This is a genomic window from Amycolatopsis stemonae (assembly GCF_054781455.1).
On the sequence record NZ_BAAGUJ010000011.1, the window covers coordinates 241,971 to 263,132 of the forward strand.

The window sequence follows — 21,162 nt, forward strand, 5'->3', positions numbered from 1 at the left end:
GATCAATCGCTCCGGTCCGAATACGGTGCGTTTCCACAACGCCGAAGCTCGCCATTCGCAGGGAAACTGACGGACGCCGGGCACTAGCGGCGTGCCGTGCTCGCCACCGCGACCGCGAACAAGGCCAATACCACCGCCAAGCCGGACAAACCGACGGCAAGCGAGCCGGCGGCGGCCAGTGCCCCGACGAGGAGCGGGCCGCCCGCGTCGCCGAGTTCGCGGCCGACTTCGGCCGAGCCCATCGTCTGCCCGAGGCGTTCGGGCGGGGTCGCGGCGGCCAGGTGCGCGAAGCCGATCGGCGTGGCCAACCCGGTTCCGGCGCCGATGGCGAGCGCGGCCACGAGCAGTCCGGCGATCCCCGGCAGGACGACGGCCGACGCCAGTCCCAGCGCGGTGATCGCGAGCCCGCCCGCCATGCCGGCGCCGTCGCGGATCCGGCCCGCGTCGCGCGCTCGGCCGGCCCACGGCTGGACCAGCGCGCCCACGGCCGCGAGCACCGACACCACGGCCCCGGTGGCCAGCGGGCCGAGTCCCGCACCCGCACCGGCCACCGGCAGGAACCCGACGCCGACCGCGACGGCGGCGGTCGCGCCCGCGAGAGTCGCCGTCGGGCGCAGGAAACCCCGGGTGGCGAGCCGGCGGGCGAGGTCGAGCACCGTCTGCCGGGCACGCGGAAGTGGCGCCACGCCCGGGACGGCGGCCGCGGCCCAGCCGGCGACCGCCAGCGCGAGCACGCCGAGGGTGCCGAACAGCAGCGGATAACCGCCGAGCGTGATCAGGACCCCGCCGAGGACCGGGCCCAGGGTGTAGCCGATGCCCTTCCACGCGCCGTAGCCGCCGAAAGCGCGGCCGTGGCCGGTTTTCGGGGCCAGGCGGGCCACCAGGGCCCCCGCGGCCGGCGAGAACGCGGCGGCGCCGGCGCCTTGCCCGAGCCGCGCGAAGCCGACCAGCGCGGGATTGCCGGCCAGCACGAACGCCGCCGACGCGACGGCGAACACCAGCAACCCGCCCAGCAGCACGGGCCGCGGCCCGATCCGGTCGGCCAAGGCCCCGAACACCGGCTTCAGCACCACCTCGGCACCGTCGTAGACCGCCAGCAGCAACCCCAACGTGAGCAGCGACGCGTGCTCGGCTTGGGTGTAGCCCCCGAGCCCGGCCGCGATGCTGTGCGCACCGAACGCCGTGACGAACCCCGCCGCGTAGACGGGCAGCAACCGGCCCTTCACGACGTCGGCGCCGTGGCCGGGCCGGCCGGCATCGCGTGCGGCCAGAGCGTGTCACGCGCGAAGTCGTTGACAGTCAAGAAGAAGTCCACGCCGGCCTCACATCTGGTGGAGCGCCTGGAAGACCAGGTCGGTGTAGTCGGCCAGCCGGTCGGCGCAGTGCTTCAGCCGCTCGTCCGCCTCGGCGGCGGCCGGCGCGCCGAAGACGTCGCGGGCCTTGATGTCGCGGTGCCAGCGCCGCAGCCGCTCCAGGCTCTGCTCTTCCTCTTCGAGCTCGGCCATCGTGAACTTGCGGGTCCGGATCTCCTTGTCGATTTCGGCGTCGAACTTGCCGCAGTCGGCCAGGAACTCGGCCCACTCCTCGGCTCGCTCCGCGGTGAACAGGGCCTCCAGCCGCGCGGCATCCGGCTCCGACCGGCCGGTCGCGTCGAGCACGAGCACCTCGCCGTCCCCGCGGCCGGCCAGCTCGATCACCCGCGCGACGCCGGCCGCGAACACCGGCGCGTCCGGCACGACCCAGGCGCCCTGCCCGAGCGACAGCGCGCCCGCCCGCCGCAGCTCACGCCAGACGGCGACCCGGTGCCGGCTCGGCTCGGCCGGCACCCGCACCACCAGCACCGACCACCGCGGCGTGTCCCGAGACTCAGTCACAACGTCGAATGTATCAGCTGTTACATCAGAGACCGGTCTCGCGTGTAACACAAGGTGACGACCGGGATCAAGGGGACTCCGGCCTTCACGGTCAGGCCGGTAGCCCGCAGTGACGAACGCCCCGAATTCCGCACACTCTTCGTGACAGCCCAGTCGGGCGGGTTCCCCGTAACGCACTCCCAGGAGACATCCATGCGCAAGATCAGCAAGCGGTCCGCGGTCGTCCTCGGCGCCACCGGCGCCCTCGTCGTGGCCGGGGTCGCCTACGCGGCCTGGACGAGCTCGGGCTCCGGCACCGGCTCGGTCACCTCGACGACCTCCGTCGACTCGGCGATCTCGCCCGCCACTTCGGGCAGCGCGCTCTACCCGGGGGCGAGCACGGACTTCACCGTGACGGTCAGCAACCCGAACGACTACCCCGTGGTCGTGACCTCGATCAGCGGCGGCTCCTCCGCGCTCGTCAACGGCACGTGCGCGGCCGGCACGGTCACCAGCGACGCCGCCACCGCACCGGCCGGCACCATCGCCGCGCACGGCACCGGCACCTACACCCTGCACGCGCACATGAGCGGCACCGCCGACGACGCCTGCAAGAGCCAGACCTTCAGCCTGCCGCTCACCGCGACCCTCGCGTCGAACGCCTGACGCACCCCGATGCCCAGGTGGAGACACGGCGCCCCGGCCGCCGCGCTGGCGGTCGCGGTGCTCGCCGGGTGCGCGGGGGCCCCACAGCCCGGGCGGCCGGATCCGAACGGCGGCAAGCGGTTCGGCATCGCCGACCTCCCGGGCCGGGCGAGCCCGCTGTACCCCGGCGCGACCGGAACCCGCTGGATCCGGCTGAGCAATCCCGAGAAGTTCGCGATCCAGGTCAAGACGGTCGAGGCGAAGGTCGGCACCCCGCTCGACGCCCGCGGCCGGCCGGTGACCGCGTGCCCGGCGACGTCGGTCCGCGTCGACGCCCTCGCGCGGCCGGTGCCCGTCACCGGCGGCGGGAGCGCCGACGTCGCCCTCCGGACCCACATGCTGCCCGGCGCGCCGCCCGCGTGCCGCGCGCTCACCTTTCCCTTGAGCTACACAGGAACGGCGGTCAAGCCATGAAGAACCCCACTCTGCGCCGCGCCCTCGTGGTGACCACGGTGGTCGGCGCGACGCTGGGCGGCGGGATCGCCGTCGCGGCGTGGACGAGCACCGGCGCGGGCACCGCCGGCGCGAAAGCCGGCACCGCGGCGGCGCCCGCCACCGGGACCGTCGACGCGTCGGCGATCACCACCGGCCTGCTCTACCCCGGCGGCCAGGGCACCGCGAAGATCCAGATCACCAACCCCAACCCGTACGCCGTGACGGTCACGAGGATCGCGGCGAACGGCGCGGCCACCGGCACCGGCGGGACCGGCAGCTGCGGCACCACCGGCGTCACCTGGACCCTGCAGCAGCCCGGCAGCGCCATCGCCGCCGGCGGCACCGCGACGCTCACCCTGCCGAACGCGGTTTCGATGGCGACGACCGCCGACGACGGCTGCCAGGGCGCGGTCTTCTCGATCCCGGTCACGGTCACGGTGAGCTCGTGAACGGGCGGGCGCTGACCGCGTTCGTCCTCAGTGGACTCGTCGTGACCGGGACGGCCACGGCGGAGGCGGCGTGGCAGAAGAGCGGCCCGGGCACGGCGGCCGCCCGGGCGGACAGCCTGCCGGCGCCGGCCGGGTTCAAGCTCACCGGCACCAACTGCAACAACGGGAAGCCGAAGGCCTCGGTGTCCTGGACCAACCCGGCTCCCGGGCTCTGGACCGGCCTCGACGTCGTGGCGGCGCCGGCCGCGGACAGCACCGCCTACACCGTGCTCACGACGTCGCAAGGCACCTCGGCCGACCTCGACCTGCCGTACAGGCCCGCCTACCTCAGCGTGCGCACGGTCCGGAACAGCTGGCGCGGCCGGTCGGACGTCGTCAGGGCCTGCTGAGGTCCGGGCGCAGCGCGTCCGCGACCAGGTCGAGCAGCCGGCCGATCCGTCCCGGGTCCTGGTCGCCCGTGGTGGACAGGAACACGCCGAGCACCATCAGCGTGACGTCCTCGGGCCGGGCGTCGGCGCGCAGGGTGCCCGCCCGCGCGCCCGCTTCGAGGATCGCGCCGATCGCGGTGCTGATGCGCTTGCGCGTCACCGGGGTCGTGATCCGTCCCGACGCCAGGCTCGCGCGCAGGACGTCGCCCATTCCGCGCTTGGTCTGCACGAAGGCCGCGTAGCGGTCCATCCAGGCGCGCAGCGCCGCCTCGGGCGGCAGCTCCTCGAGCAGGGCCGGGGCGCTGGCCGTGACGTCGTCGAGTTCCGCCGCGTAGACCGCTTCGACGAGCGCTTCGCGGGTCGGGAAGTGGCGGTAGAGCGTGCCGATGCCGACGCCCGCCTCGCGGGCGACGGCTTCGAGCGCGACGGGTCCCTCGGCGCCGGCGAAAGCGGCACGCGCGACCGCGACGAGCTTTTCCCGGTTGCGGCGCGCGTCGGCGCGCACCGGGCGCTCGGGTTCGGGCGATGGCAAAGCGGAGGCACCTCCGGTTGTGCTACGGTCGACTTAGCGGAGGTCCCTCCGCTTCACGATTGTCGCACGAAGACGGGGAACAGCCATGCCTTCCACCGAAACCGCCCCGCGACCGGGCGGGACCGGCACGCTCGCCGGCCGCACCGTCTCCCGCGTCGGCTACGGGGCGATGCAGCTCGAACGCCTCCACGACGACCGCGCCGCGGCCGTCGCGCTCCTGCGCCGCGCCTTCGACCTGGGCGTCGACCACGTCGACACCGCGCAGTTCTACGGCAACGGCTTCGTCAACGAGGTCCTCCGCGAGGCGATCCGGCCCGAAGACGACGTCCTGGTCGCCAGCAAGGTCGGCGCCGATCCCGACCCCGGCGGCCCCATCCCGCTGCGCCTGGCGCAACGGCCCGAGGAGCTGCGGGCGAGCGTCGAGGACAACCTGCGGTCGCTCGGGCTCGACCGGATCCCGCTGGTGAACCTGCGCCGCGCGGACCGCCGGCCCGGCGTCACGGCCGAGGGTGACCAGGTCGTCGACCTCGACGACCAGCTCGCGGTCATGACGGCCCTGCGCGAGGAAGGCAAGATCGGCGCGATCGGGCTCAGCAGCGTGACCCTCGACGTCCTGCGCCGCGCGCTCCCGGCCGGCATCGCCTGCGTGCAGAACGCGTACAGCCTCGTCAGCCGGGACGACGAAGAGATGCTCCGGGTGTGCGTCGCGGAGGACATCGCCTGGGTGCCGTTCTTCCCGCTCGGCGGGGCCTTCCCCGCCCTGCCCAAGGTGACCGACGAGCCCGTGGTCAAGGCGGTCGCCGACGCCCTCGGCCGCACCCCGGCGCAGGTCGGCCAGGCCTGGCTGCTGCACCACGCGCCGAACGTCCACCTGATCCCGGGCACCGCGAGCGTGGCGCACCTCGAAGGCAACATCGCCGCCGGCGACATCGCCTTCGACGCCGGGACGCTCGCCGAACTGGACGCGGTCCCGTCGCGCTCGATGGACTCCGCGCTCAGCTGACCTGCTGCAGGTACGCCGCGATCCGGACCCGCAGTTCACGCACGTCCACCAGGTCGAGGGTGAACGACCCGGCCGGCCGGGCGCCGGGTTTCCGCTCGGCCGGCCGGCACGGCCCGGTGACGTGCACGTAGCCGTCGTCCGCGTTGTGCCGCGGCGCCGACCAGACCGGCTCGGGCCGTGCAGACCGGGCGCGCGCCCGCCAGTAGGCCGGCAGCTTCATCACCTCGCCGAGCGCCTTCGCGAACCCCCGCACGTCGTGCGGGTGCAGGGCCAGGTCGCTGCCCGGCGCCACGCCGTCGCGCGCGACGGCGTGGGTGAACGTCACCTCGCCGCCGGACGTGCGGATCGTCCAGGGCGGCAGTTCGGTCAAGGTCGGCACGGGTCGCTCCTCCCACCAGCGGCCCCCAGGTCCCGGCCCAGCCTAGTCGATCTACCGCCGGCCCGGTGCCCAGGGAAGCACCGCTCCATTCCGGACCAGTTCGCCGTACTGGTCCGGAATGGCCGGACGGAACACCAGGTCCAGCAAGGTGTCCGCGGCCTGCGCCGGGCTGGGCGCGTCACGCACGTCCCACCACAGCGCCGATGTCGGGGTGTTCATCATCCCGGGACAGACGGCGGCGAGCAGGATCCCCCGCGCGAGGTCGTCGTCGCGCCGCTGGGCGGCGAGCGCGCGGACCGCCGCGACCTGGCCGATCTTGGACGGGATGTTGACGAAGCCCGGCCAGTCGCCGCCGCGGGCACTGCCGTCCGCGACGGCGTCGCGCCAGGCAGCGACCTGCTTGTCCACTTCGTCCAGGGAGGACAGTCCGTCGAACCGGTCGTGCAGCGCCGGGGCGAGGTGGTTCAGCGTGCCGAACGAGCTGGCCACGACGAGGAACCGGCCGCCGTCCCGCAGCAGCGGCGCGAACGCCCGCAGCAGCCGGGTGGTGCCGAAGTTGTTGACCTCCGCGTAGGCGCCCACGATCGCGCGCGGGTCGTCGTCGGGGCCGACGCGCATCACGGCGTTGCCGAACACGACGTCGACGCCGCCGTGGCGCTCGCGCAGCCGCGCCGCGAGCCGGCCGGCGCCACCGGGGTCGGCGACGTCGAGGACCTCACCCCGGACTTCGGCACCGCCGGCGGGCATCGCCTCGACGGCCTGCGCGACGCGCCCGGCGTCACGACCGGTCAGGTAGACGGTGTCCTCGGTGGACAGCCGCTGGGCGAGCCCCTCGACGAGGGCGAGCCCGAGACCTTGGGTGGCGCCGGTGACGAGGGCGACCTTCGTGCGCTTCGCATCCATGAGTCCAAGCTAGGACCGTTTCGGGCATGCGAACAGCGAAAGAAACGCAGACCTGGTATGCGTAAACGTCATGCCTTTCGCCGACGCCTCCCTGACCGCCCTGCGGGTGTTCCGCGAGGTCGCCGAGCGGGGCACGCTCACCGCCGCGGCCACGGCGCTCGGCTACACGCAGTCGGCCGTCTCGCGGCAGATCGCGTCCCTGGAACGCGCGGCGGGAACGCCGTTGCTGGAGCGCCGCCACGACGGCGTGCGGCTGACCTCGGCCGGGCAGATCGTGGTGCGCCGGGCGGCGGGCGTCCTCGACCAGCTCGACGCCACCGCGCGCGAGCTGGCCGGACTGCCCGGCGAGCAGGGCACGGTCCGGCTCGGCTGGTTCCCGACCGCCGGCGCCGAGCTGCTCCCCCGGGCCCTCGCGACGCTGCGGCGCACCCACCCCGCCATCACCGTGCTCAGCCGGGAAGGCGGCACCCCGGCGCTGGTCCGGGCCCTGCGGGCCGGCACCGTGGACCTCGCGCTGCTGGCTTCGGCGCCGCCGTTCCGCCCGCCCGACACCGAGACCCCGGCGCTGGCCGTGCACACGCTCACCGAACGCAGCCTGCGCGTGGCCGTGCCCGAGTCCCACCCGCTCGCGCGCCGGGAGTACATCGACGTCGTCGACCTGCGCGGTCAGCGCTGGATCGCGGGCTCGGGCGACGACCGGGCACTGGGCGTGTGGCCGGGGCTGGACGAACGGCCCGAGATCGCCCACACCGCGCGCGACTGGCTGGCGAAGCTGCACCTCGTCGCCGCCGGCTGCGGGATCACGACGGTGCCCGGCTCGCTCGGCCGCCTCGCACCGCCCGGTGTGCGTGTCCTGGCCGTGCGCGGCGGGCCCGGCGAGCAGCGCCGCGTCCTGCTCGCCCACCTCCCGCGGCCGCTGCCGGAAGCCGCGGCCCGCGTCGCCGCCGCGCTGCGCGAAGCGGCCCTGGAACGCTAGGGCAACCCGATGACGGTCCGCGAGGTGAGCCGCCCCTTTTCCGGCTCCCGGGCGACTTCGCCGGCCGTGACCGCGGACGTCACCGCCCCGATCGCGTCTTCCGGGCGGTAGATCGTCTCCAGGAGCGTGAACTGCTGCAGCTCCGCGACCGTCCGGCGGCCGTGGCGCGCGAGCTCCGCTTCCAGCGCGCGCCGCAGTGGCAGCAGCTGCGGCGTCAAGGAGATGTCGACGAGCGTGCCTTCGGCGTCCCGCGGGTCGCGGTAGCGGATGCCCGCGAACTCGTCCACGGCCCACAGTTCGCTCTTGAACGTCGCGAGGTGCTTGCTGTCGCTCGTGGCGAACACCAGCAGCCGGACTTCCCCGTCGTCGGCGACCAGCTCGACCGCGCACGCCGCCCGCAGCCCGGCGCGGTAGTCCGTGTCCGGGACGGGCGCGGTGACGACCACCTCGTGTCCCTTGCCGCGCGCGAGCGCAGCGAGCAGCGGCCACGCGCCCGGGCCGTCCAAATGCGCCAGCAGCGGCCCGGCCACCTCGAGGTCGCCGGCGTCCGGTTCTTCGCGCACGGACAACCCGTCCGGGGCGCCGCCGGGCGCCGCCGAGCCGACCACCACCAGTTCCAGGTGGTGCCCGTCGAGCCGGTCGGAGAACTCGCCGAAGACGCGGAGGGCGTCGGCCGCGAAGCCACCGCACTCGACGTACGTGCCGCCGCGCGGGGACCGCACCACCTTCGCCGTCCACGCGTCGAGGTACCGGACCAGCACGTCCCGCTCCACCGCGGCGTGCCGGCCGGGGCGCTGCCCGCGCTCGGCCACGCGTCCCGTTGTACCGCAGTGAACCGCGTGGCACCAGGGCCGCGGCGTGCCGGAACGTGCCCGCCGGGTGGTCGCGCGCGCCGTCGTCGAACGTCCCGGCGACGACGTACACCTCCTCGGGGCCGTGGTCCATCTCCAGGACGGTGGCGTGCGCGCCGGCCGCCCCGGTCCACAGTGGACGGAGGCGGCACCCCGCGCCACGTCGGCACCACGCCGGGCCTACCGGCGGGCGTTCCGCCCCCTCGGCGGGTCCAGATCCTGGGCGCCGTTGCGCCGGGTGCGCGAAGCGAGTCCACTCGGCGCACCCGTTCCTACGCCGGAAGGTTCACCATGTCGGTCACCGATGAGCTCCTGGCCAACAACGCCGACTACGCCGCGGGTTTCAGCGGGCCGCTGCCGCTGCCGCCCGCCAAGCACGTCGCCGTGCTCGCGTGCATGGACGCGCGCATCAACGTCTACGGCGTGCTCGGCCTGCACGAAGGCGAGGCCCACGTGATCCGCAACGCGGGCGGGGTGGTCACCGAGGACGAGATCCGCTCCCTCGCCATCAGCCAGCGGCTGCTCGGCACCGAGGAGATCATCCTCATCCACCACACCGACTGCGGCATGCTCACCTTCACCGACGACGGCTTCAAGAAGTCGATCCAGGAGGACGTCGGCGTCAAACCGGCTTGGGCCGCCGAAGCGTTCAGCGACCTCGACGAGGACGTCCGCCAGTCGATCGCGCGGATCAGGAACAGCCCCTTCATCCCGAAGAAGGAGTCCGTGCGGGGCTTCGTGTTCGACGTCGCGACCGGGAAGCTGGCCGAGGTCGCATGAGCACGAGACCACGGCTGACCGCCGACTGGGCCGCGGTGGCGGTCGCGGCGGTGCTGGTGCTGCTGGCGGCGTTCGGCGTGCTGCCGACGATCCCCTTCCTCGTCAAATGACGGCGGACACCGCCCGCCGCGGCGGGCTCACGGCGATCCCGGTCCTGCGGTACGTCCCCGGCCTGCTGCTGCTCGCCGCCGTCGGCGTGGTCGGCACGCTGGCGCAGAACGGCGTGCGCAGCATCGGCAAGGCGACCGGGACCGCGCTGCCCGACCTCGAATACGTGCTGTGGGCGATCATCCTCGGGCTGCTCATCCGCAACACGATCGGCGTCCCGGCGGCGTTCCGGCTGGGCGTGGCGACCTACGAGTTCTGGCTGAAGACCGGCATCGTGCTGCTCGGCGCCAGGTTCGTGCTGGGCGACCTCGCCAAGCTCGGCGGCCTGAGCCTCGGCCTGATCCTGATCGACATGGCCGTGGCCACCACCGTGATCCTGCTGGTGGGCAAGCTCTTCGGGCTCGGCGGGAAACTGTCGTCGCTGCTGGCGATCGGCACGTCCATCTGCGGGGTGTCGGCGATCATCGCGGGCAAGGGCTCCATCGACGCCGACGACGAGGACTCCGGCTACGCGATCGCCGCGATCCTCGCGCTCGGCGCCGTCGCCCTGTTCACGTTCCCGCTGATCGGGCACGCGCTCGACCTGACCGACACCCAGTTCGGGCTGTGGGCGGGCCTGGCGGTGGACAACACGGCGGAGACGACGGCGACCGGCGCGGCCTACTCACCGCACGCCCAGGACGTCGCCGTCGCGGTGAAGAGCACGCGCAACGCCCTGATCGGGCTGGTCGTCCTCGGGTACGCGGCCTACTGGTCCACCCGCGGCGGCAGGAGTGTCGCAAGTGGACCGAAGGAGCGCGCCGCCTTCGTGTGGCGGACGTTCCCGAAGTTCGTGCTCGGCTTCATCGCCGTTTCGGCCCTCGCGACCGCGCACGTGTTCACCAAGGCCGAGGTCGCCGGCCTCGGCAACCTGTCGAAGTGGGCGTTCCTGTTGTGCTTCGCCGGCGTCGGCCTCAACTTCGACCTGCGGCAGCTGGCCCGCAGCGGGTTCCGGCCGCTCGTCGTCGCCGCGCTCGGGCTGGTCGTGGTGGCGGCGTGCTCGCTCGGGCTGGTGCTGCTGACGTCCCAGTGGATCACCTTCGGCTGACGACGGCCGCCGCGGCCAGCGCGGCCCCGAACACCAGGTAGGAGGCGAACAGCCCGCCGGCCGAGCTCAGCGCGCCGCCGACGGCGCGGCCCAGGAGCTGCCCGACGCACTCGGCCGTGATGACCGCGGTGGCCAGCTCCGTGGCGGTGAACCCGCCGTCGTCCGCCGTGGTGGCCCGGATGTAGAGGCCGGGATAGGCGAGCCCGACGCCGATCCCGGCCACGGTCCAGGCGACGAGCGCCACGGCGAACGAGCCGCCGAAGGCCAGCACGGCCGTGCCTGCCGCGGTCAGGCCCAACCCGATCGCGGGGCGGGGTCGCACCGACGTGGCCACCAGGCTCGTCACCGCCCAGGCCAGCGGGGCCGCGCTCAGGACGATCGCCGCCGGCCCGAGCCCGACGCCGAACCCGGCCGTCAGCAGCACGGTGATCAGGCTGTCCGCGCCGAAGTAGCCCACCGCGAACAACACCATCGCGGCCAGCGCGGCGGGCGTCCCCCGCCCGAGGCGCGCGGTGCCCGCGGGCAGGATCGCGACCATCCCGGCGACCGCGACGGCCGCCCCGCCGGCCGCGACGGGCCACCACCCCGCGCTGAGCACCACCCCGGCCGCACCCAGGGGCACCAGCAGCGTCCGCCCCAGGGGGCGGCGTGCGTCGTCGCCGGGCGGGTCGTCCCGGACGGCGCGCACCACGAGCAACCGTCCGAAGAGGACGAACGGCACCGGCACCAGCAGCGTCCACCGCCAGCCGACGAGGTGTTCGAGCCCCAGCGTCGCGGCGGGCCCGACGAGGGCGGGCAGGATCCACATCGCCGACGACGCGGCGACCACCCGGATGCGCACGCGCTCGTCGAGGTGCCGGATCGCGGACCCGACCCCGAACACCGCCAGGAGACCACTGGCGAGCCCGGTGGAGAACTGCCCCACGGCGAACGTCCACGCCGTGCCTGCGGTCGCCGCGACGACGAGCCCGCCGACGTAGGCGACCATCCCGGCGCCCAGGGTCCCTCGCGTCCCGAGCCGCCCCAGCACCCGGCTCGCCAGCGGAAGCGCGACGAACAACCCCAGACTGGAGCCGGCGACAAGCAGGCCGAGACTGTCCCGCGCACCGAGGTCCCCGGCTACGACCGGCAGGAGCGTCGAGGCGACGAAGCTCGTGACGGCGGCCGCGAACTCCAGCGCGACGATGCCTGCCGCGAGGACCAGCGTCCCCCGCGGCAGCACGCTCACGTGTACAGCTCGCGGTCGTACAGGTTGATCTGCACCGGGACGCCGTCGGGATCCTCGACGCGCAGGGAGCTGCCGAACCCTTCGTCGATCACGGGCCCCGGCTCGAACCCGGCCGCCTTCAGCCGTGCCGCGACGTCTTCCAGCGGTTCGTCGGCTTCGAAGGCGAGTTCGCAGCGGCCGGTGTCCGCTTCGGACCGGTGCAGGGCCAGCATCCCGCCCGCTGCGGGCAGTTCCACCCAGCCGCCGGGCCGCGAGACCGAGCCGACGCTCAGACCGAGGGCTTCGTAGAACCGCGTCAGCGCCTCGACGTTTTCGCTGTAGCGGATCGGCATCACGCGCATCAGGGACGTTCCTCGTTCTGTCGTAGGTACTCCTCGAGTACGCGCTCCACGAACGACGAGAGCGACTCGTCGGCATCGACCGAGGCGTGCTTCACCCGCCTGACCAGCTCGGGTGGCAGGTAGACGCTGAACTGCCGCTTGGATTGTGCGGGCATGCTCACATGCTAGCATGCCCGCAATGTAAGAAATGCGGCACGTGAGGGCCGCGCCTTCCGACGGGGTGGCTGTGATCTCCGCTTTCTGGCCCGCCGTCACGACCTTCGACAGCGTTCCGCCGTTCTGGCCCGTCACCTCGTACGTGATCGCCCATGACTTGCCCGTCGGGTTCGAACACGCTGCCAGGCCGGCACCCAGGACCACCACTGCCGCGAGCACTCCCGCGATCTTCATGAACCGGACAGCAGGGAACCCGCAACCGCCCGCTTGGTCCTCACCCACGCCCGGGGTGACGACGCCGTCCTACCGGTTTTCGGCGGCGGAGGGCGCCGGGTTGCGGGCCATCGCGCCCGCGATCAGCATCGCCAGGCCGTTTTCCAGCGCCGGGGCCAGGTCCAGGTGCAGCGCGGCCAGTGCCGGGTCCACTTCGTAGGCCGCCAGTGCGCTGGGCGCCGGACGGCAGTGCGTCCAGAGGCCGCCCGTCAGGATCATCGCCAGCATGCACACCGAGCCCGCCTCGGCGCCGACCTCCGGGACCGCCCGGCGCAGCAGCGTGACCATCGTGTCCAGGCCCGTCAGTGCGGAACGCTTGAAGCGCACCACCACGTCGACGGACACGTTGTGCTCCAAGACACCCGCCTGCGCGCCGATGAGGTCGCAGAGCACCGTGCGGCGGGCCAGCGAGTGCGCGGTGACGGCCGCGAACCGGGCCCCCCGCTCGCTCGCGGGCAGGTCGGGGTCGACGCCCGAAGCCAGCTCGACAGCCAGCTCGGCCAGCCAGTCCCGCAGCGCCCGGTCCAGCAGTTCGAGCAGCACCGCTTCGCGGGATTCGAAGTAGCGCAGCACGTTCGACTTGGCCAGCCCGACCCGCCGGGACAGCTCGTTGAGGCTCACGTCGGCCACCGGCATTTCGTCGAGCATGGCCAGCGCCGTGTCGAGGATCGTGCGGCGGCGCTCCTCCCGCTGCTCCGCGCTGCGCGCTCGCTGGAACGTCATGCGACCCAGCGTAACCCGCGTCGCACGAATTTGGAGACCGGCAGTCTCTTGACAACAGACCGACGGTTCCTTACCGTCGGGGACATAACAGACCGCCGGTCCGCAAGGGCCGCCACGAAGGGAGCCACCATGGGCGAGAACTGGACCGAGCGCGACGTGCCGAGTCAGAAGGGCCGCGTCGCCGTCATCACCGGCGCGAACACAGGCCTCGGGTTCGACACGGCGAAGGTGCTGGCCGAGCGCGGCGCGACGGTGGTGCTGGCCGTCCGCGACGTCGAGAAGGGCAAGCAGGCCGCCGCCAAGCTGGGCACCGGTGCCGACGTCACCGTGCAGGAGCTGGACCTCGCTTCACTGGACTCGGTCCGCGCCGCCGCGGCCGACCTGCACGGCACGCTGCCCAAGATCGACCTGCTGATCAACAACGCCGGCGTGATGTACCCGCCGCGACAGACCACGCGCGACGGCTTCGAGCTGCAGTTCGGCACGAACCACCTCGGGCACTTCGCGTTCACCGGCCAGGTGCTGGACCTGCTGCTGCCGGTCGAGGGCTCGCGCGTGGTGACGGTCGCCAGCATCGCCCACCGCATCCGCGCTTCGATCCACTTCGATGACCTGCAGTGGGAGAACTCCTACGACCGCGTCGCGGCGTACGGGCAGGCGAAGCTCGCCAACCTGATGTTCCACTACGAGCTGCAGCGCCGCCTCGCCGCGCACGGCACCACGACCGCCGTCGCCGCCCACCCCGGCGTCGCCCGCACGGAGCTGATGCGCAACTCCCCCGCCGTCGCCCGCGCTCTCTTCCCGGTGGTCGCGCCGCTGTTCACGCAGAGCTCGGAGCGGGGCGCGCTGCCGATCCTGCGCGCGGCGACCGACCCCGCGGCGCTCGGCGGCCAGTACTACGGCCCCGCCGGCCTGGGTGGCTACCGCGGCCGCCCGGAGGTCGTCGCCTCGAGCCCGCAGTCCTACGACGTGCGAATCCAGCAGCGGCTGTGGGCGGTTTCCGAAGAGCTCACGGCGGTGAAGTTCCCGGTCGGCTGACGGCCGGGGCCACGAAGGCCCGCCTCGGCAGCCGGGCGAGCACGCCGCTCGCGCCGTGCGCGATGAGCCGTTCCCGGCTGTCACCCAGCGGGCGCGGGCGGGTGTGGTGGAACGACAGCACGCCCAGGATCTCGCCGCCGGGGGTGCGCAGCGGGTAGGAGGCCACGGCGAGGGAGCCCGCGTCGAGCAGGGTCTCCCGGATGGCGCGCTCGGCGAAGACCCGGCTTTCGGCGATGTCCTCGACGAGCACGGGCTCGCCCGTGGCCAGGGCCCGGCCGCACGCCGTGAGCGTTTCGGCGTCGACGGCGGCGAAGAAGTCCAGGAACTCCTGGGTGAAGCCGTGGTGGCCGCCGATGTGGAGCGTGCCGCGGTCGAGGAACTGCAGGTCGCACGCGTCGGCGGCGGTCAGCGCCGCGGCGAGGGTGGCGTGCACGAACCCGGCCGCGTCGGCGATGGCGAGGAACTCGGGGTCGAACAGCACCGCGACGTCGTTGCCCGCGCGCTCGCGGGCCCGCTCCCGCAGCTGCTTGCGGCTGGCGCGGACCTCGGAGTCGACGACGTTCTGGTGGAACCGGGCCGCGAGCTGCCCGCGCAGCCGGGCGGAGTGGCGTTGCAGCTCGGCGGCCTGGGCAAGCAGTTGCCGCGCTTCATAACTCACGTTCGCATGGTCGCTCGTGACGGCCGAAACGTCCAGAAGCCGACCGTGCGCTCAGCCGGTGAGGACGCGGCGGATCCGCTCCACCGAGGGCGTCTCGTCCTCGAAGAGGCACTGGAGCTGATAACCGTCGGCGGCCGCGGCCAGGCGGGCCGCCTCGGCCGCCGGCAGCAGGTCCGCCAGCACTTCGCGCAGGTGTGCGTTCGAGGCCCGGCTCACCTGCCGGAACGCCTCGTCCCGCATGCCCAGCAGGTACAGCTCGTAGGCGACGACGCTGGTCGGGCGCTGCTCGGTCAGCTGGTGGTGGACCAGCTCGGCGAGGCGGCGCACGACGTCCGGCGGGCGCGTCCCGGCGAGCCGCTCCGTGAGGGTGTCGGAACGCAGCCGCAGCACTCGGGCGCTCGCCTCGAGCAGCAGCCCCGGCACGGACTCGAAGTGGTAGGCCACCGACCCGACCGGGACGCCGGCTTCGGCCGCCACCGAGCGGGCCGTGACGCTCGCGATCCCGCTGCGGTGAACCACCCGGATGGCGGCACCGAGGATCCGCTCCCGCCGCTCGGGGTCATTCGGGGTGTTCTTCGGCCGCACCGGTCCCCTTCCGCGCGTTGATCAGCATGACACCGGCCACCACGAGCCCGACCCCGGCCCACGCCACCGGGGACAGGCGATCCGCGAACAGCACCGCCGCGAGCAGGGCGACCCCGGCGGTGCCCGCGCCCGTCCAGACGACGTACGCGACGCTCATCGGCACCACCTTGAGCGCGAACGCCAGCGCGACGGTGGTGGCGCAGTAGGCCAGCACCGAGACGACCGAGGGCACCAGGACCGTGAACCCGTGGGACGCCGTGAGCGTCAGCGTGGCCAGGACCTCCAGCAGGACGGTGGCGGCCAGGCACAGCCACCCGCGCGCCGGGCTCATCCCGCCACCCCCAGCAGCGTGACCCCGGCCAGGGTCAGCGCCATGCCCGCCAGCTGCACGGGGCTGGTCCGCACCGCGAAGAAGATCCGGTCGACGAGCACCAGGACGACGGCCGCCGTCCCCGTCCACACCGCGTAGACGACTCCGACGGGCAGCCGCTGGACCAGCCAGGACAGCAACAGGGTGGCGGCGGCGAAGGAGGCGATCGCGGCCAGCCCGGGGACCCGGCGGGCGAACCCGCGGGAGGCGCGGGTGAACAGCGTCCCCGACAACCCCGAAGCGATGGCGAGCGCGAGCACGACGAACGTCATGCCGGCCAGAGTATGTACACGCGTTCATACTTGGCAAGGTGCTCAGAGCCAGTCGTGCTCGCGGGCGTAGCGGGCCGCCTCGTGGCGGGTGCGCGTCTGGGTCTTCTGCATCGCGTTCGACAGGTAGTTGCGGACCGTGCCCTCGGCCAGGTGCAGCTGACCCGCGATGTCGGCCACCGAAAACCCCTCGCGGGTCGCGCGCAGCACGTCGATCTCGCGGTCGGTCAGCGGGCAGTCGTCGACGACCGCGAGGGCCGAGACGTCCGGGTCGATCCAGCGCTTGCCCGCGTGCAGGGTCCTGATCACCGACGTGATGTGCGCCGGCTCGGCCGCCTTGCTGACGAAGCCCTGGACGCCGAGCTTCAGCGCCTTGCGCAGCACGCCCGGCCGGGCGTGCCGGGTCAGCATCAGGATCACCTGCTGCGGCCGCGCCCGCCGGATCTCCGCGACCGCCCCGAGACCGTCCACAGTGGGCATTTCGAGGTCGATGACGAGCACGTCCGGCTCGTGCCGCAACGTCGCCGCCACCGCCTGCTCGCCGTCTTCGGCCTCGGCGAGCACGGTGATCTCGCCTTCGAGGGGCAGCAGCGACGCCAAGGCCTTCCGCAGCAAGACTTCGTCGTCGGCGAGCACCACCGTGGTCATCGGACGTCCTCCTCCGGCCCGGGAAAGGCCGCCGCCGTCAGGAACCGGCCGTCCCGACGCGACACTTCCAGTTCGCCGCCGTTCGCCGCCACCCGGTCCCGCAACGCCGAAAGCCCGCTGAGCTCGGGCGGGCCGGCCTCGGCGACGCCGTCGTTGACGATCGCGATCCCCGACCGCGAAAGCGTGATCCGCACCTGCCGGGCCTCGGCGTGGCGCAGGATGTTGGTCGTCGTCTCGCGCAGCACCTGGCCGAGCAGCTCGCCCGCGCGGGTGTCCACTTCGGCCTCCCGCTCGACGCGCACGTGGATGCCCGCGGCTTCGAAGAGGTTCTTCGCGTTCTCCAGCTCGGCGGACAGGTTGAGCCGGCGCTGGGCGTAGGCGAGCTCCTTGGTCTGGACGATCGTGTCGCCGACCAGGGTGTGCACCTCCCGCAGCTCCTCGCGCGCCCGGGCGGGGTCGCGGTCCAGCAGCTTCTCGGCCAGCGCGACCTTCAGCTTCACCACGTGCAGCGTGTGGCCTTGGATGTCGTGCAGGTCGCCGGCGAAGCGCACGCGCTCCCGGATGACCGCCAGCTCCGCCTCCCGTTCCCGCGACTGCTCGAGCTCCGCGATCAGGTCGAAGAACCGCTGGCTGACGAACATGAACGCGGTCGTGATCAGCACGGCGACCGCGGGGATGGCGACGTACTGCAGCAGGCGGGGCACCAGCCGGTCGTCGTGCACCAGCAGGTTCGCCGACCCGAGGACGGCGACCAGGCCGCCGAGCCCGAAGAGGGCCGCGAGCCGGTGGCGCCGCAGCGGCGGGATGAGGAACGAGCCGACCAGGGACAGCCCGTAGAACGCGGCGGTGTCGTCGGTCAGCGCCCCGGCCAGCCAGACCACCGCGGTGACGACCAGGCTCGGGCGGGCGACGCGGAGGTAGTCGCCCGCGGTCCAGCGTTCGGCCGTCGCGAGGGCCGCGATCAGCCCGACGAGCTGGATCACGACGTGCCACCACGAGTGGGCCGTGAACACCAGCAGCAGGACGCCGACGAACGCGAGCGGCGGGATCGTGGTGATCAGGTTCAGCCGGCGCAGCCGCTCCTGGACCGCCCCGCCGGTCCAGGAGCTCCTGCGCGCGATCGTGGGCACCTCCATGCTCCCGAGCGTAACGGGATCGGCGGGCGCCACCAGTGACACTGCGTCATGTGTCGGGGTGACGTCAGCACACTGCCGGACGGCGGTGCGCACCGCTGGAATCGGAGCATGTCCACGACACCCGTCATCGACGTCGATCGCTTGAACCTCACCTATGGCGGTTTCGCCGCCGTAAAAGACCTTTCGTTCCAAGTGGAACGCGGCGAGCTGTACGCGCTGCTCGGCACCAACGGCGCCGGCAAGACCTCCACCCTCGAGACGGTCGAAGGCCACCGCCAGCCGGCTTCGGGGACCGTGCGGGTGTTCGGGAAGGACCCGCGCGACCGAGCCGCCGTCCGGCCGCGGCTGGGGATCATGCTGCAGGAGAGCGGGTTCTCCCCCGACCTGACCGTGGCCGAGAGCGTCCGGCTGATCGGGCGGCTCACCGAGCGGGCCGACGACGCCGGGCGCGTGCTCGGGCTCGTCGGCCTCACCCGCAAGGCGAGCACGAAGGTCGGCCAGCTCTCCGGCGGCGAGAAGCGGCGGCTGGACTTCGCCACCGCCGTGTACGGCACGCCCGAGCTGGTCTTCCTGGACGAGCCCACGACCGGCCTCGACATCCAGTCGCGCGACGCGCTCTGGGAGGCGGTGGACCGGCTGCGCGAAGACGGCTCGACCGTCGTCCTCACCACGCACTACCTCGAGGAAGCCCAGCAGCGCGCCGACCGCATCGGCCTGATGCACCAGGGCGAATTCCACCGCGAAGGGACCGTCGCCGAGCTGACGCGGACCCTGCCGGCGACCATCCGCTTCGGCCTGCCACCGCACACGCCGGCCCCGCCGCTGCTCGCCACGCGCGGCGCGGACGGGCAGTTCCTGGTCGAGACCTTCGGCCTGCAGAAGGACCTCCACACGCTGCTCGGCTGGGCGCAGGACCACGCCGTGGAGCTGCACGACCTCCAGGCCGGGCCGACGCGGCTCGACGACGTCTTCCGCGCCATCGAAAACTCCTGAGGAAGGGACCATTCCCATGTGGACGATCGCTCGCGGCGAGCTGATCCAGATCTTCCGGAACCGGCTCGTCCTGGTCACCGCGCTGGTGCTGCCGGCCGCGCTCAGCGCGTTCTTCATCGCCAAGCGCGACCTGTTCACGCAGGCCGGCAGCCTCGGCTACATCGCTTCGCTGGCCTTGTTCTTCGTGGCCGGCATCGGGCTCTACACCACGACGGTGACGACGCTGGCCGCCCGGCGCCAGAACCTGTTCCTCAAGCGCCTGCGCTCGACCGCGGCGGGCGACGCCGGCATCCTCGGCGGCCTGGTGCTGCCGATCACCGTGCTGTCGGTGCTGCAGATCGCGGTGATCCTCGGCGTGCTGGCGGTCGTCGCCGGCAAGCCGGCGAACCCGCTCCTGCTGGTCGCGGCCGTGGTGTCCATCGTGGTCATGATGCTGGCGCTGGGGCTGGCCACGGCGGGGCTGACGAACTCGCCCGAGCACGCGCAGGTGACAACGCTGCCGGTCAGCGTCGGCGTGATCGCCGTCTCGGGCTGGGTCGGGCTCACCGGCACCGGCGACCTCACGCTGCTCAAGCGCCTGCTCCCGGGCGGATCGGCGACCGAGCTGGTGCTCGACGCCTGGAACGGCGGCCGCCCGGTCGTCGACTCGCTGGCCCTGTTCGGCCCGACCCTCGCCTGGGTCGCCGTCGCCGTCGCGCTGGCCACGCGGCTCTTCCGCTGGGAACCGCGCCGCTGACCGGCGGCCGGAATCGAACGAGGGGAACCACCATGCGCACCACCCTGCTGGCCCTTGCCGTGCTCGGCGCGACGGCCGTGGCCCCCGCGGCGTCCGCCGCTCCGGCCGGCCTCGACTGGGGGCCGTGCCCCGCCGGGGCCGTCCCGACCCCCGACCTGCAGTGCACGACGATGAAGGTCCCGCTGGACTACCGGAACCCGGACGGCCCGGAGATCGACGTCGCGGTTTCGCGGCTGCCCAGCAAGAACCCGGCGAAGCGGCGCGGCGTGCTGCTGACCAACCCGGGCGGTCCCGGCGGCGAAGGCCTCGCCTACCCGGAGGTGCTCAAGCTCTTCAAGCTGCCGCAGAGCGTGCTCGACGAGTACGACGTCATCGGGTTCGACCCGCGCGGCGTCGGGCACAGCACGCCCGTGACGTGCGACCTGACGACCGAGCAGATGATGATCGGGAACCTGCCGTACGCGCACGGCCCGGCCGACGTCGTGAAGCAGGCGAAGGTCGCGAAGACCGAGGCCGAGCAGTGCGCCGACGCCAGGACGGGGTCGATGCTGCCCTACACGACCACGGCGAACACCGCGCGGGACATGGACCGGATCCGCACGGCGCTCGGCGAGTCCACGGTGTCCTACCTCGGCGCGTCCTACGGCACGTACCTGGGGGCGGTGTACACGACGATGTTCCCGGACCGCAGCGACCGGTTCGTGCTCGACAGCAACCTCGGGCCGGGCGGCTACGACATCGACGCGATGCGCGCGTTCGGCCGCGGGATGGAGGACCGGTTCCCGGACTTCGCGAAGTTCGCCGCGGCGCACCCGGAGTACGGGCTCGGCGCGACGCCGGCGCAGGTGACCGCCAAGTTCCACGAGCTGGCCGCCCGGCTGGACCGGACGCCGGTCGAGGGGATCACCGGCTCACTCTTCCGCGGCTTGACGTTCGAAGGGCTCTACGCCAACGATCTGACGAAACTGGCCGGGGACTGGCAGGGCCTCGACCACGGCAAGGCACCGAAGCCGCCGGAAGGCGTGACGGCCCCGACGGACAACCTGTTCGCGGCGCGGTTCGCGGTGCTCTGCGGGGACTCGGCGTGGCCGCGGTCGGTGGCGGGCTACCAGCTGGACGTGGCCGTCGACCGGGTCCGGTATCCCTTGCTGGGCGCGGCTTCGGCGAACATCGCGGCCTGCGCGTTCTGGCCGGCGACGCCGCTGGAGCCGAAGGTGCGGATCACCGGCCGCGGGCCGTCGAACGTGCTGATGGTGCAGAACGAGCGTGACCCGGGAACGCCGTTGGCGGGCGCCCGCGAGCTGCGCGCGGCGTTCGGCGACCGCGCCCGGATGGTGACGATCGACCAGGGCGGGCACGGGGCGTACCTGTTCGCACCGAACAAGTGCGGCAACACCACGGTGACGGACTTCCTCACGACGGGCACGCGTCCCGCGCGGGATCGGTTCTGCACCGCGGAAACCCCCTGACCGCCGGGGACGAGGCCGCCGGTGTTCCTGGGAGTGACAGGACCAGGCAC

At 73.2% G+C, this 21,162-nt stretch carries 28 protein-coding genes and 1 pseudogene; 12 read left to right on the plus strand and 17 right to left on the minus strand.

Features of this window, described 5'->3' with window-relative positions; translation table 11 throughout:
• Nucleotides 1–83 precede the first annotated feature (83 nt).
• Together ACYVLJ_RS34425 and ACYVLJ_RS34430 are read right to left on the minus strand one after the other, a co-directional pair.
• Nucleotides 84–1,226 carry an MFS transporter gene (locus ACYVLJ_RS34425; protein WP_460441804.1) on the minus strand — a complete coding sequence of 381 codons (1,143 nt, stop codon included), beginning with the start codon at nucleotides 1,224–1,226 and terminating at the stop codon, nucleotides 84–86.
• 96 nt (nucleotides 1,227–1,322) lie between these two features.
• Nucleotides 1,323–1,874, minus strand: a complete 552-nt coding sequence (locus tag ACYVLJ_RS34430) for a Chromate resistance protein ChrB (RefSeq protein WP_460441805.1) — start codon at nucleotides 1,872–1,874, stop codon at nucleotides 1,323–1,325.
• A 192-nt stretch (nucleotides 1,875–2,066) separates the two neighbouring features.
• Here ACYVLJ_RS34430 and ACYVLJ_RS34435 point away from each other — a divergent pair, with 192 nt between their 5' ends.
• Genes ACYVLJ_RS34435 through ACYVLJ_RS34450 form a run of 4 tightly spaced genes read left to right on the plus strand, consistent with a single transcriptional unit; the run spans nucleotide 2,067 to nucleotide 3,831 of the window.
• A complete protein-coding gene (locus ACYVLJ_RS34435; protein WP_451985106.1) occupies nucleotides 2,067–2,519 on the plus strand; it encodes a hypothetical protein in 453 nt (150 codons plus the stop codon).
• A 9-nt stretch (nucleotides 2,520–2,528) separates the two neighbouring features.
• On the plus strand, nucleotides 2,529–2,972 hold the full coding sequence (locus ACYVLJ_RS34440) for a hypothetical protein (RefSeq protein WP_460441806.1): 444 nt from the start codon (nucleotides 2,529–2,531) through the stop codon (nucleotides 2,970–2,972).
• Complete coding sequence (locus ACYVLJ_RS34445; RefSeq protein WP_460441807.1) at nucleotides 2,969–3,442, plus strand: hypothetical protein; 474 nt, start codon at nucleotides 2,969–2,971, stop codon at nucleotides 3,440–3,442. The genes ACYVLJ_RS34440 and ACYVLJ_RS34445 overlap by 4 nt, the downstream gene beginning before the upstream one ends.
• Nucleotides 3,439–3,831 (plus strand): hypothetical protein, encoded by a 393-nt coding sequence (locus ACYVLJ_RS34450; protein WP_460441808.1) that lies wholly within the window; start codon nucleotides 3,439–3,441, stop codon nucleotides 3,829–3,831. Before ACYVLJ_RS34445 ends, ACYVLJ_RS34450 begins: the two co-directional genes overlap by 4 nt.
• Here the strand turns inward: ACYVLJ_RS34450 and ACYVLJ_RS34455 are convergent.
• Nucleotides 3,818–4,402, minus strand: a complete 585-nt coding sequence (locus ACYVLJ_RS34455; RefSeq protein ID WP_451985098.1) for a TetR/AcrR family transcriptional regulator — start codon at nucleotides 4,400–4,402, stop codon at nucleotides 3,818–3,820. The genes ACYVLJ_RS34450 and ACYVLJ_RS34455 overlap by 14 nt on opposite strands.
• 85 nt (nucleotides 4,403–4,487) lie before the next feature.
• On the opposite strand from ACYVLJ_RS34455, the gene ACYVLJ_RS34460 reads away from it, so the two are divergent.
• Complete coding sequence (locus tag ACYVLJ_RS34460; RefSeq protein WP_460441809.1) at nucleotides 4,488–5,405, plus strand: aldo/keto reductase; 918 nt, start codon at nucleotides 4,488–4,490, stop codon at nucleotides 5,403–5,405.
• Here ACYVLJ_RS34460 and ACYVLJ_RS34465 read toward each other — a convergent pair.
• Entirely contained in the window at nucleotides 5,398–5,784 is a 387-nt protein-coding gene (locus ACYVLJ_RS34465) for a hypothetical protein (RefSeq protein WP_460441810.1), read from the minus strand. The two genes, ACYVLJ_RS34460 and ACYVLJ_RS34465, sit on opposite strands and share 8 nt — an antisense overlap.
• Nucleotides 5,785–5,835: 51 nt before the next feature.
• Entirely contained in the window at nucleotides 5,836–6,687 is an 852-nt protein-coding gene (locus ACYVLJ_RS34470) for a Rossmann-fold NAD(P)-binding domain-containing protein (protein WP_460441811.1), read from the minus strand.
• 70 nt (nucleotides 6,688–6,757) lie between these two features.
• Here ACYVLJ_RS34470 and ACYVLJ_RS34475 point away from each other — a divergent pair, with 70 nt between their 5' ends.
• Nucleotides 6,758–7,663, plus strand: coding sequence for a LysR family transcriptional regulator (locus ACYVLJ_RS34475; RefSeq protein WP_460441812.1), 906 nt, complete (start codon nucleotides 6,758–6,760; stop codon nucleotides 7,661–7,663).
• Here ACYVLJ_RS34475 and ACYVLJ_RS34480 read toward each other — a convergent pair.
• Nucleotides 7,660–8,475, minus strand: coding sequence for a hypothetical protein (locus ACYVLJ_RS34480; RefSeq protein ID WP_451985087.1), 816 nt, complete (start codon nucleotides 8,473–8,475; stop codon nucleotides 7,660–7,662). The genes ACYVLJ_RS34475 and ACYVLJ_RS34480 overlap by 4 nt on opposite strands.
• 37 nt (nucleotides 8,476–8,512) lie before the next feature.
• Nucleotides 8,513–8,650: pseudogene (locus tag ACYVLJ_RS34485) on the minus strand (cupin domain-containing protein); the annotation flags it as partial.
• A 155-nt stretch (nucleotides 8,651–8,805) separates the two neighbouring features.
• On the opposite strand from ACYVLJ_RS34485, the gene ACYVLJ_RS34490 reads away from it, so the two are divergent.
• Together ACYVLJ_RS34490 and ACYVLJ_RS34495 are read left to right on the plus strand one after the other, a co-directional pair.
• Entirely contained in the window at nucleotides 8,806–9,294 is a 489-nt protein-coding gene (locus ACYVLJ_RS34490; RefSeq protein WP_460441813.1) for a beta-class carbonic anhydrase, read from the plus strand.
• 106 nt (nucleotides 9,295–9,400) lie between these two features.
• Entirely contained in the window at nucleotides 9,401–10,489 is a 1,089-nt protein-coding gene (locus ACYVLJ_RS34495) for a YeiH family protein (protein ID WP_460441814.1), read from the plus strand.
• On the opposite strand, the gene ACYVLJ_RS34500 is transcribed toward ACYVLJ_RS34495, so the two are convergent.
• The 4 genes from ACYVLJ_RS34500 to ACYVLJ_RS34515 all read right to left on the minus strand — a co-directional run bounded on the left by ACYVLJ_RS34500 (nucleotide 10,476) and on the right by ACYVLJ_RS34515 (nucleotide 13,210).
• Nucleotides 10,476–11,717 carry an MFS transporter gene (locus ACYVLJ_RS34500; RefSeq protein WP_460441815.1) on the minus strand — a complete coding sequence of 414 codons (1,242 nt, stop codon included), beginning with the start codon at nucleotides 11,715–11,717 and terminating at the stop codon, nucleotides 10,476–10,478. The two genes, ACYVLJ_RS34495 and ACYVLJ_RS34500, sit on opposite strands and share 14 nt — an antisense overlap.
• Complete coding sequence (locus ACYVLJ_RS34505; protein ID WP_460441816.1) at nucleotides 11,714–12,058, minus strand: VOC family protein; 345 nt, start codon at nucleotides 12,056–12,058, stop codon at nucleotides 11,714–11,716. Before ACYVLJ_RS34505 ends, ACYVLJ_RS34500 begins: the two co-directional genes overlap by 4 nt.
• Nucleotides 12,058–12,213: a CopG family transcriptional regulator gene (locus ACYVLJ_RS34510; protein WP_460441817.1), complete on the minus strand. Its 156-nt coding sequence runs from the start codon at nucleotides 12,211–12,213 to the stop codon at nucleotides 12,058–12,060. The genes ACYVLJ_RS34505 and ACYVLJ_RS34510 overlap by 1 nt, the downstream gene beginning before the upstream one ends.
• Nucleotides 12,214–12,517: 304 nt before the next feature.
• Nucleotides 12,518–13,210 (minus strand): TetR/AcrR family transcriptional regulator, encoded by a 693-nt coding sequence (locus ACYVLJ_RS34515; protein ID WP_460441818.1) that lies wholly within the window; start codon nucleotides 13,208–13,210, stop codon nucleotides 12,518–12,520.
• 129 nt (nucleotides 13,211–13,339) lie between these two features.
• Between ACYVLJ_RS34515 and ACYVLJ_RS34520 the strand changes: the two genes are divergently transcribed.
• Nucleotides 13,340–14,248 carry an SDR family NAD(P)-dependent oxidoreductase gene (locus ACYVLJ_RS34520; protein WP_460441819.1) on the plus strand — a complete coding sequence of 303 codons (909 nt, stop codon included), beginning with the start codon at nucleotides 13,340–13,342 and terminating at the stop codon, nucleotides 14,246–14,248.
• Here ACYVLJ_RS34520 and ACYVLJ_RS34525 read toward each other — a convergent pair.
• From ACYVLJ_RS34525 to ACYVLJ_RS34550, 6 genes are read right to left on the minus strand one after another with little or no spacing between them, the layout of a single operon-like run.
• The gene (locus tag ACYVLJ_RS34525) at nucleotides 14,220–14,906 is read right to left on the minus strand and encodes a GAF domain-containing protein (protein WP_460441820.1); all 687 of its coding nucleotides are present in this window, start codon (nucleotides 14,904–14,906) and stop codon (nucleotides 14,220–14,222) included. The genes ACYVLJ_RS34520 and ACYVLJ_RS34525 overlap by 29 nt on opposite strands.
• A 51-nt stretch (nucleotides 14,907–14,957) precedes the next feature.
• Nucleotides 14,958–15,491, minus strand: coding sequence for a TetR/AcrR family transcriptional regulator (locus tag ACYVLJ_RS34530; protein ID WP_460441821.1), 534 nt, complete (start codon nucleotides 15,489–15,491; stop codon nucleotides 14,958–14,960).
• Entirely contained in the window at nucleotides 15,466–15,822 is a 357-nt protein-coding gene (locus ACYVLJ_RS34535; RefSeq protein ID WP_460441822.1) for a DMT family transporter, read from the minus strand. The genes ACYVLJ_RS34530 and ACYVLJ_RS34535 overlap by 26 nt, the downstream gene beginning before the upstream one ends.
• Nucleotides 15,819–16,133: a DMT family transporter gene (locus tag ACYVLJ_RS34540; protein ID WP_460441823.1), complete on the minus strand. Its 315-nt coding sequence runs from the start codon at nucleotides 16,131–16,133 to the stop codon at nucleotides 15,819–15,821. The genes ACYVLJ_RS34535 and ACYVLJ_RS34540 overlap by 4 nt, the downstream gene beginning before the upstream one ends.
• 42 nt (nucleotides 16,134–16,175) lie before the next feature.
• Nucleotides 16,176–16,778 (minus strand): response regulator transcription factor, encoded by a 603-nt coding sequence (locus ACYVLJ_RS34545; protein WP_460441824.1) that lies wholly within the window; start codon nucleotides 16,776–16,778, stop codon nucleotides 16,176–16,178.
• On the minus strand, nucleotides 16,775–17,914 hold the full coding sequence (locus ACYVLJ_RS34550; RefSeq protein WP_460441825.1) for a sensor histidine kinase: 1,140 nt from the start codon (nucleotides 17,912–17,914) through the stop codon (nucleotides 16,775–16,777). Before ACYVLJ_RS34550 ends, ACYVLJ_RS34545 begins: the two co-directional genes overlap by 4 nt.
• 108 nt (nucleotides 17,915–18,022) lie before the next feature.
• On the opposite strand from ACYVLJ_RS34550, the gene ACYVLJ_RS34555 reads away from it, so the two are divergent.
• The 3 genes from ACYVLJ_RS34555 to ACYVLJ_RS34565 are packed head-to-tail and all read left to right on the plus strand — an operon-like array spanning nucleotide 18,023 to nucleotide 21,112.
• Nucleotides 18,023–18,907, plus strand: coding sequence for an ABC transporter ATP-binding protein (locus ACYVLJ_RS34555; protein ID WP_460441826.1), 885 nt, complete (start codon nucleotides 18,023–18,025; stop codon nucleotides 18,905–18,907).
• 16 nt (nucleotides 18,908–18,923) lie between these two features.
• On the plus strand, nucleotides 18,924–19,643 hold the full coding sequence (locus ACYVLJ_RS34560) for an ABC transporter permease (protein ID WP_460441827.1): 720 nt from the start codon (nucleotides 18,924–18,926) through the stop codon (nucleotides 19,641–19,643).
• Between the two features lie 32 nt (nucleotides 19,644–19,675).
• Nucleotides 19,676–21,112: an alpha/beta hydrolase gene (locus tag ACYVLJ_RS34565; RefSeq protein WP_460441828.1), complete on the plus strand. Its 1,437-nt coding sequence runs from the start codon at nucleotides 19,676–19,678 to the stop codon at nucleotides 21,110–21,112.
• Nucleotides 21,113–21,162 lie beyond the last annotated feature (50 nt).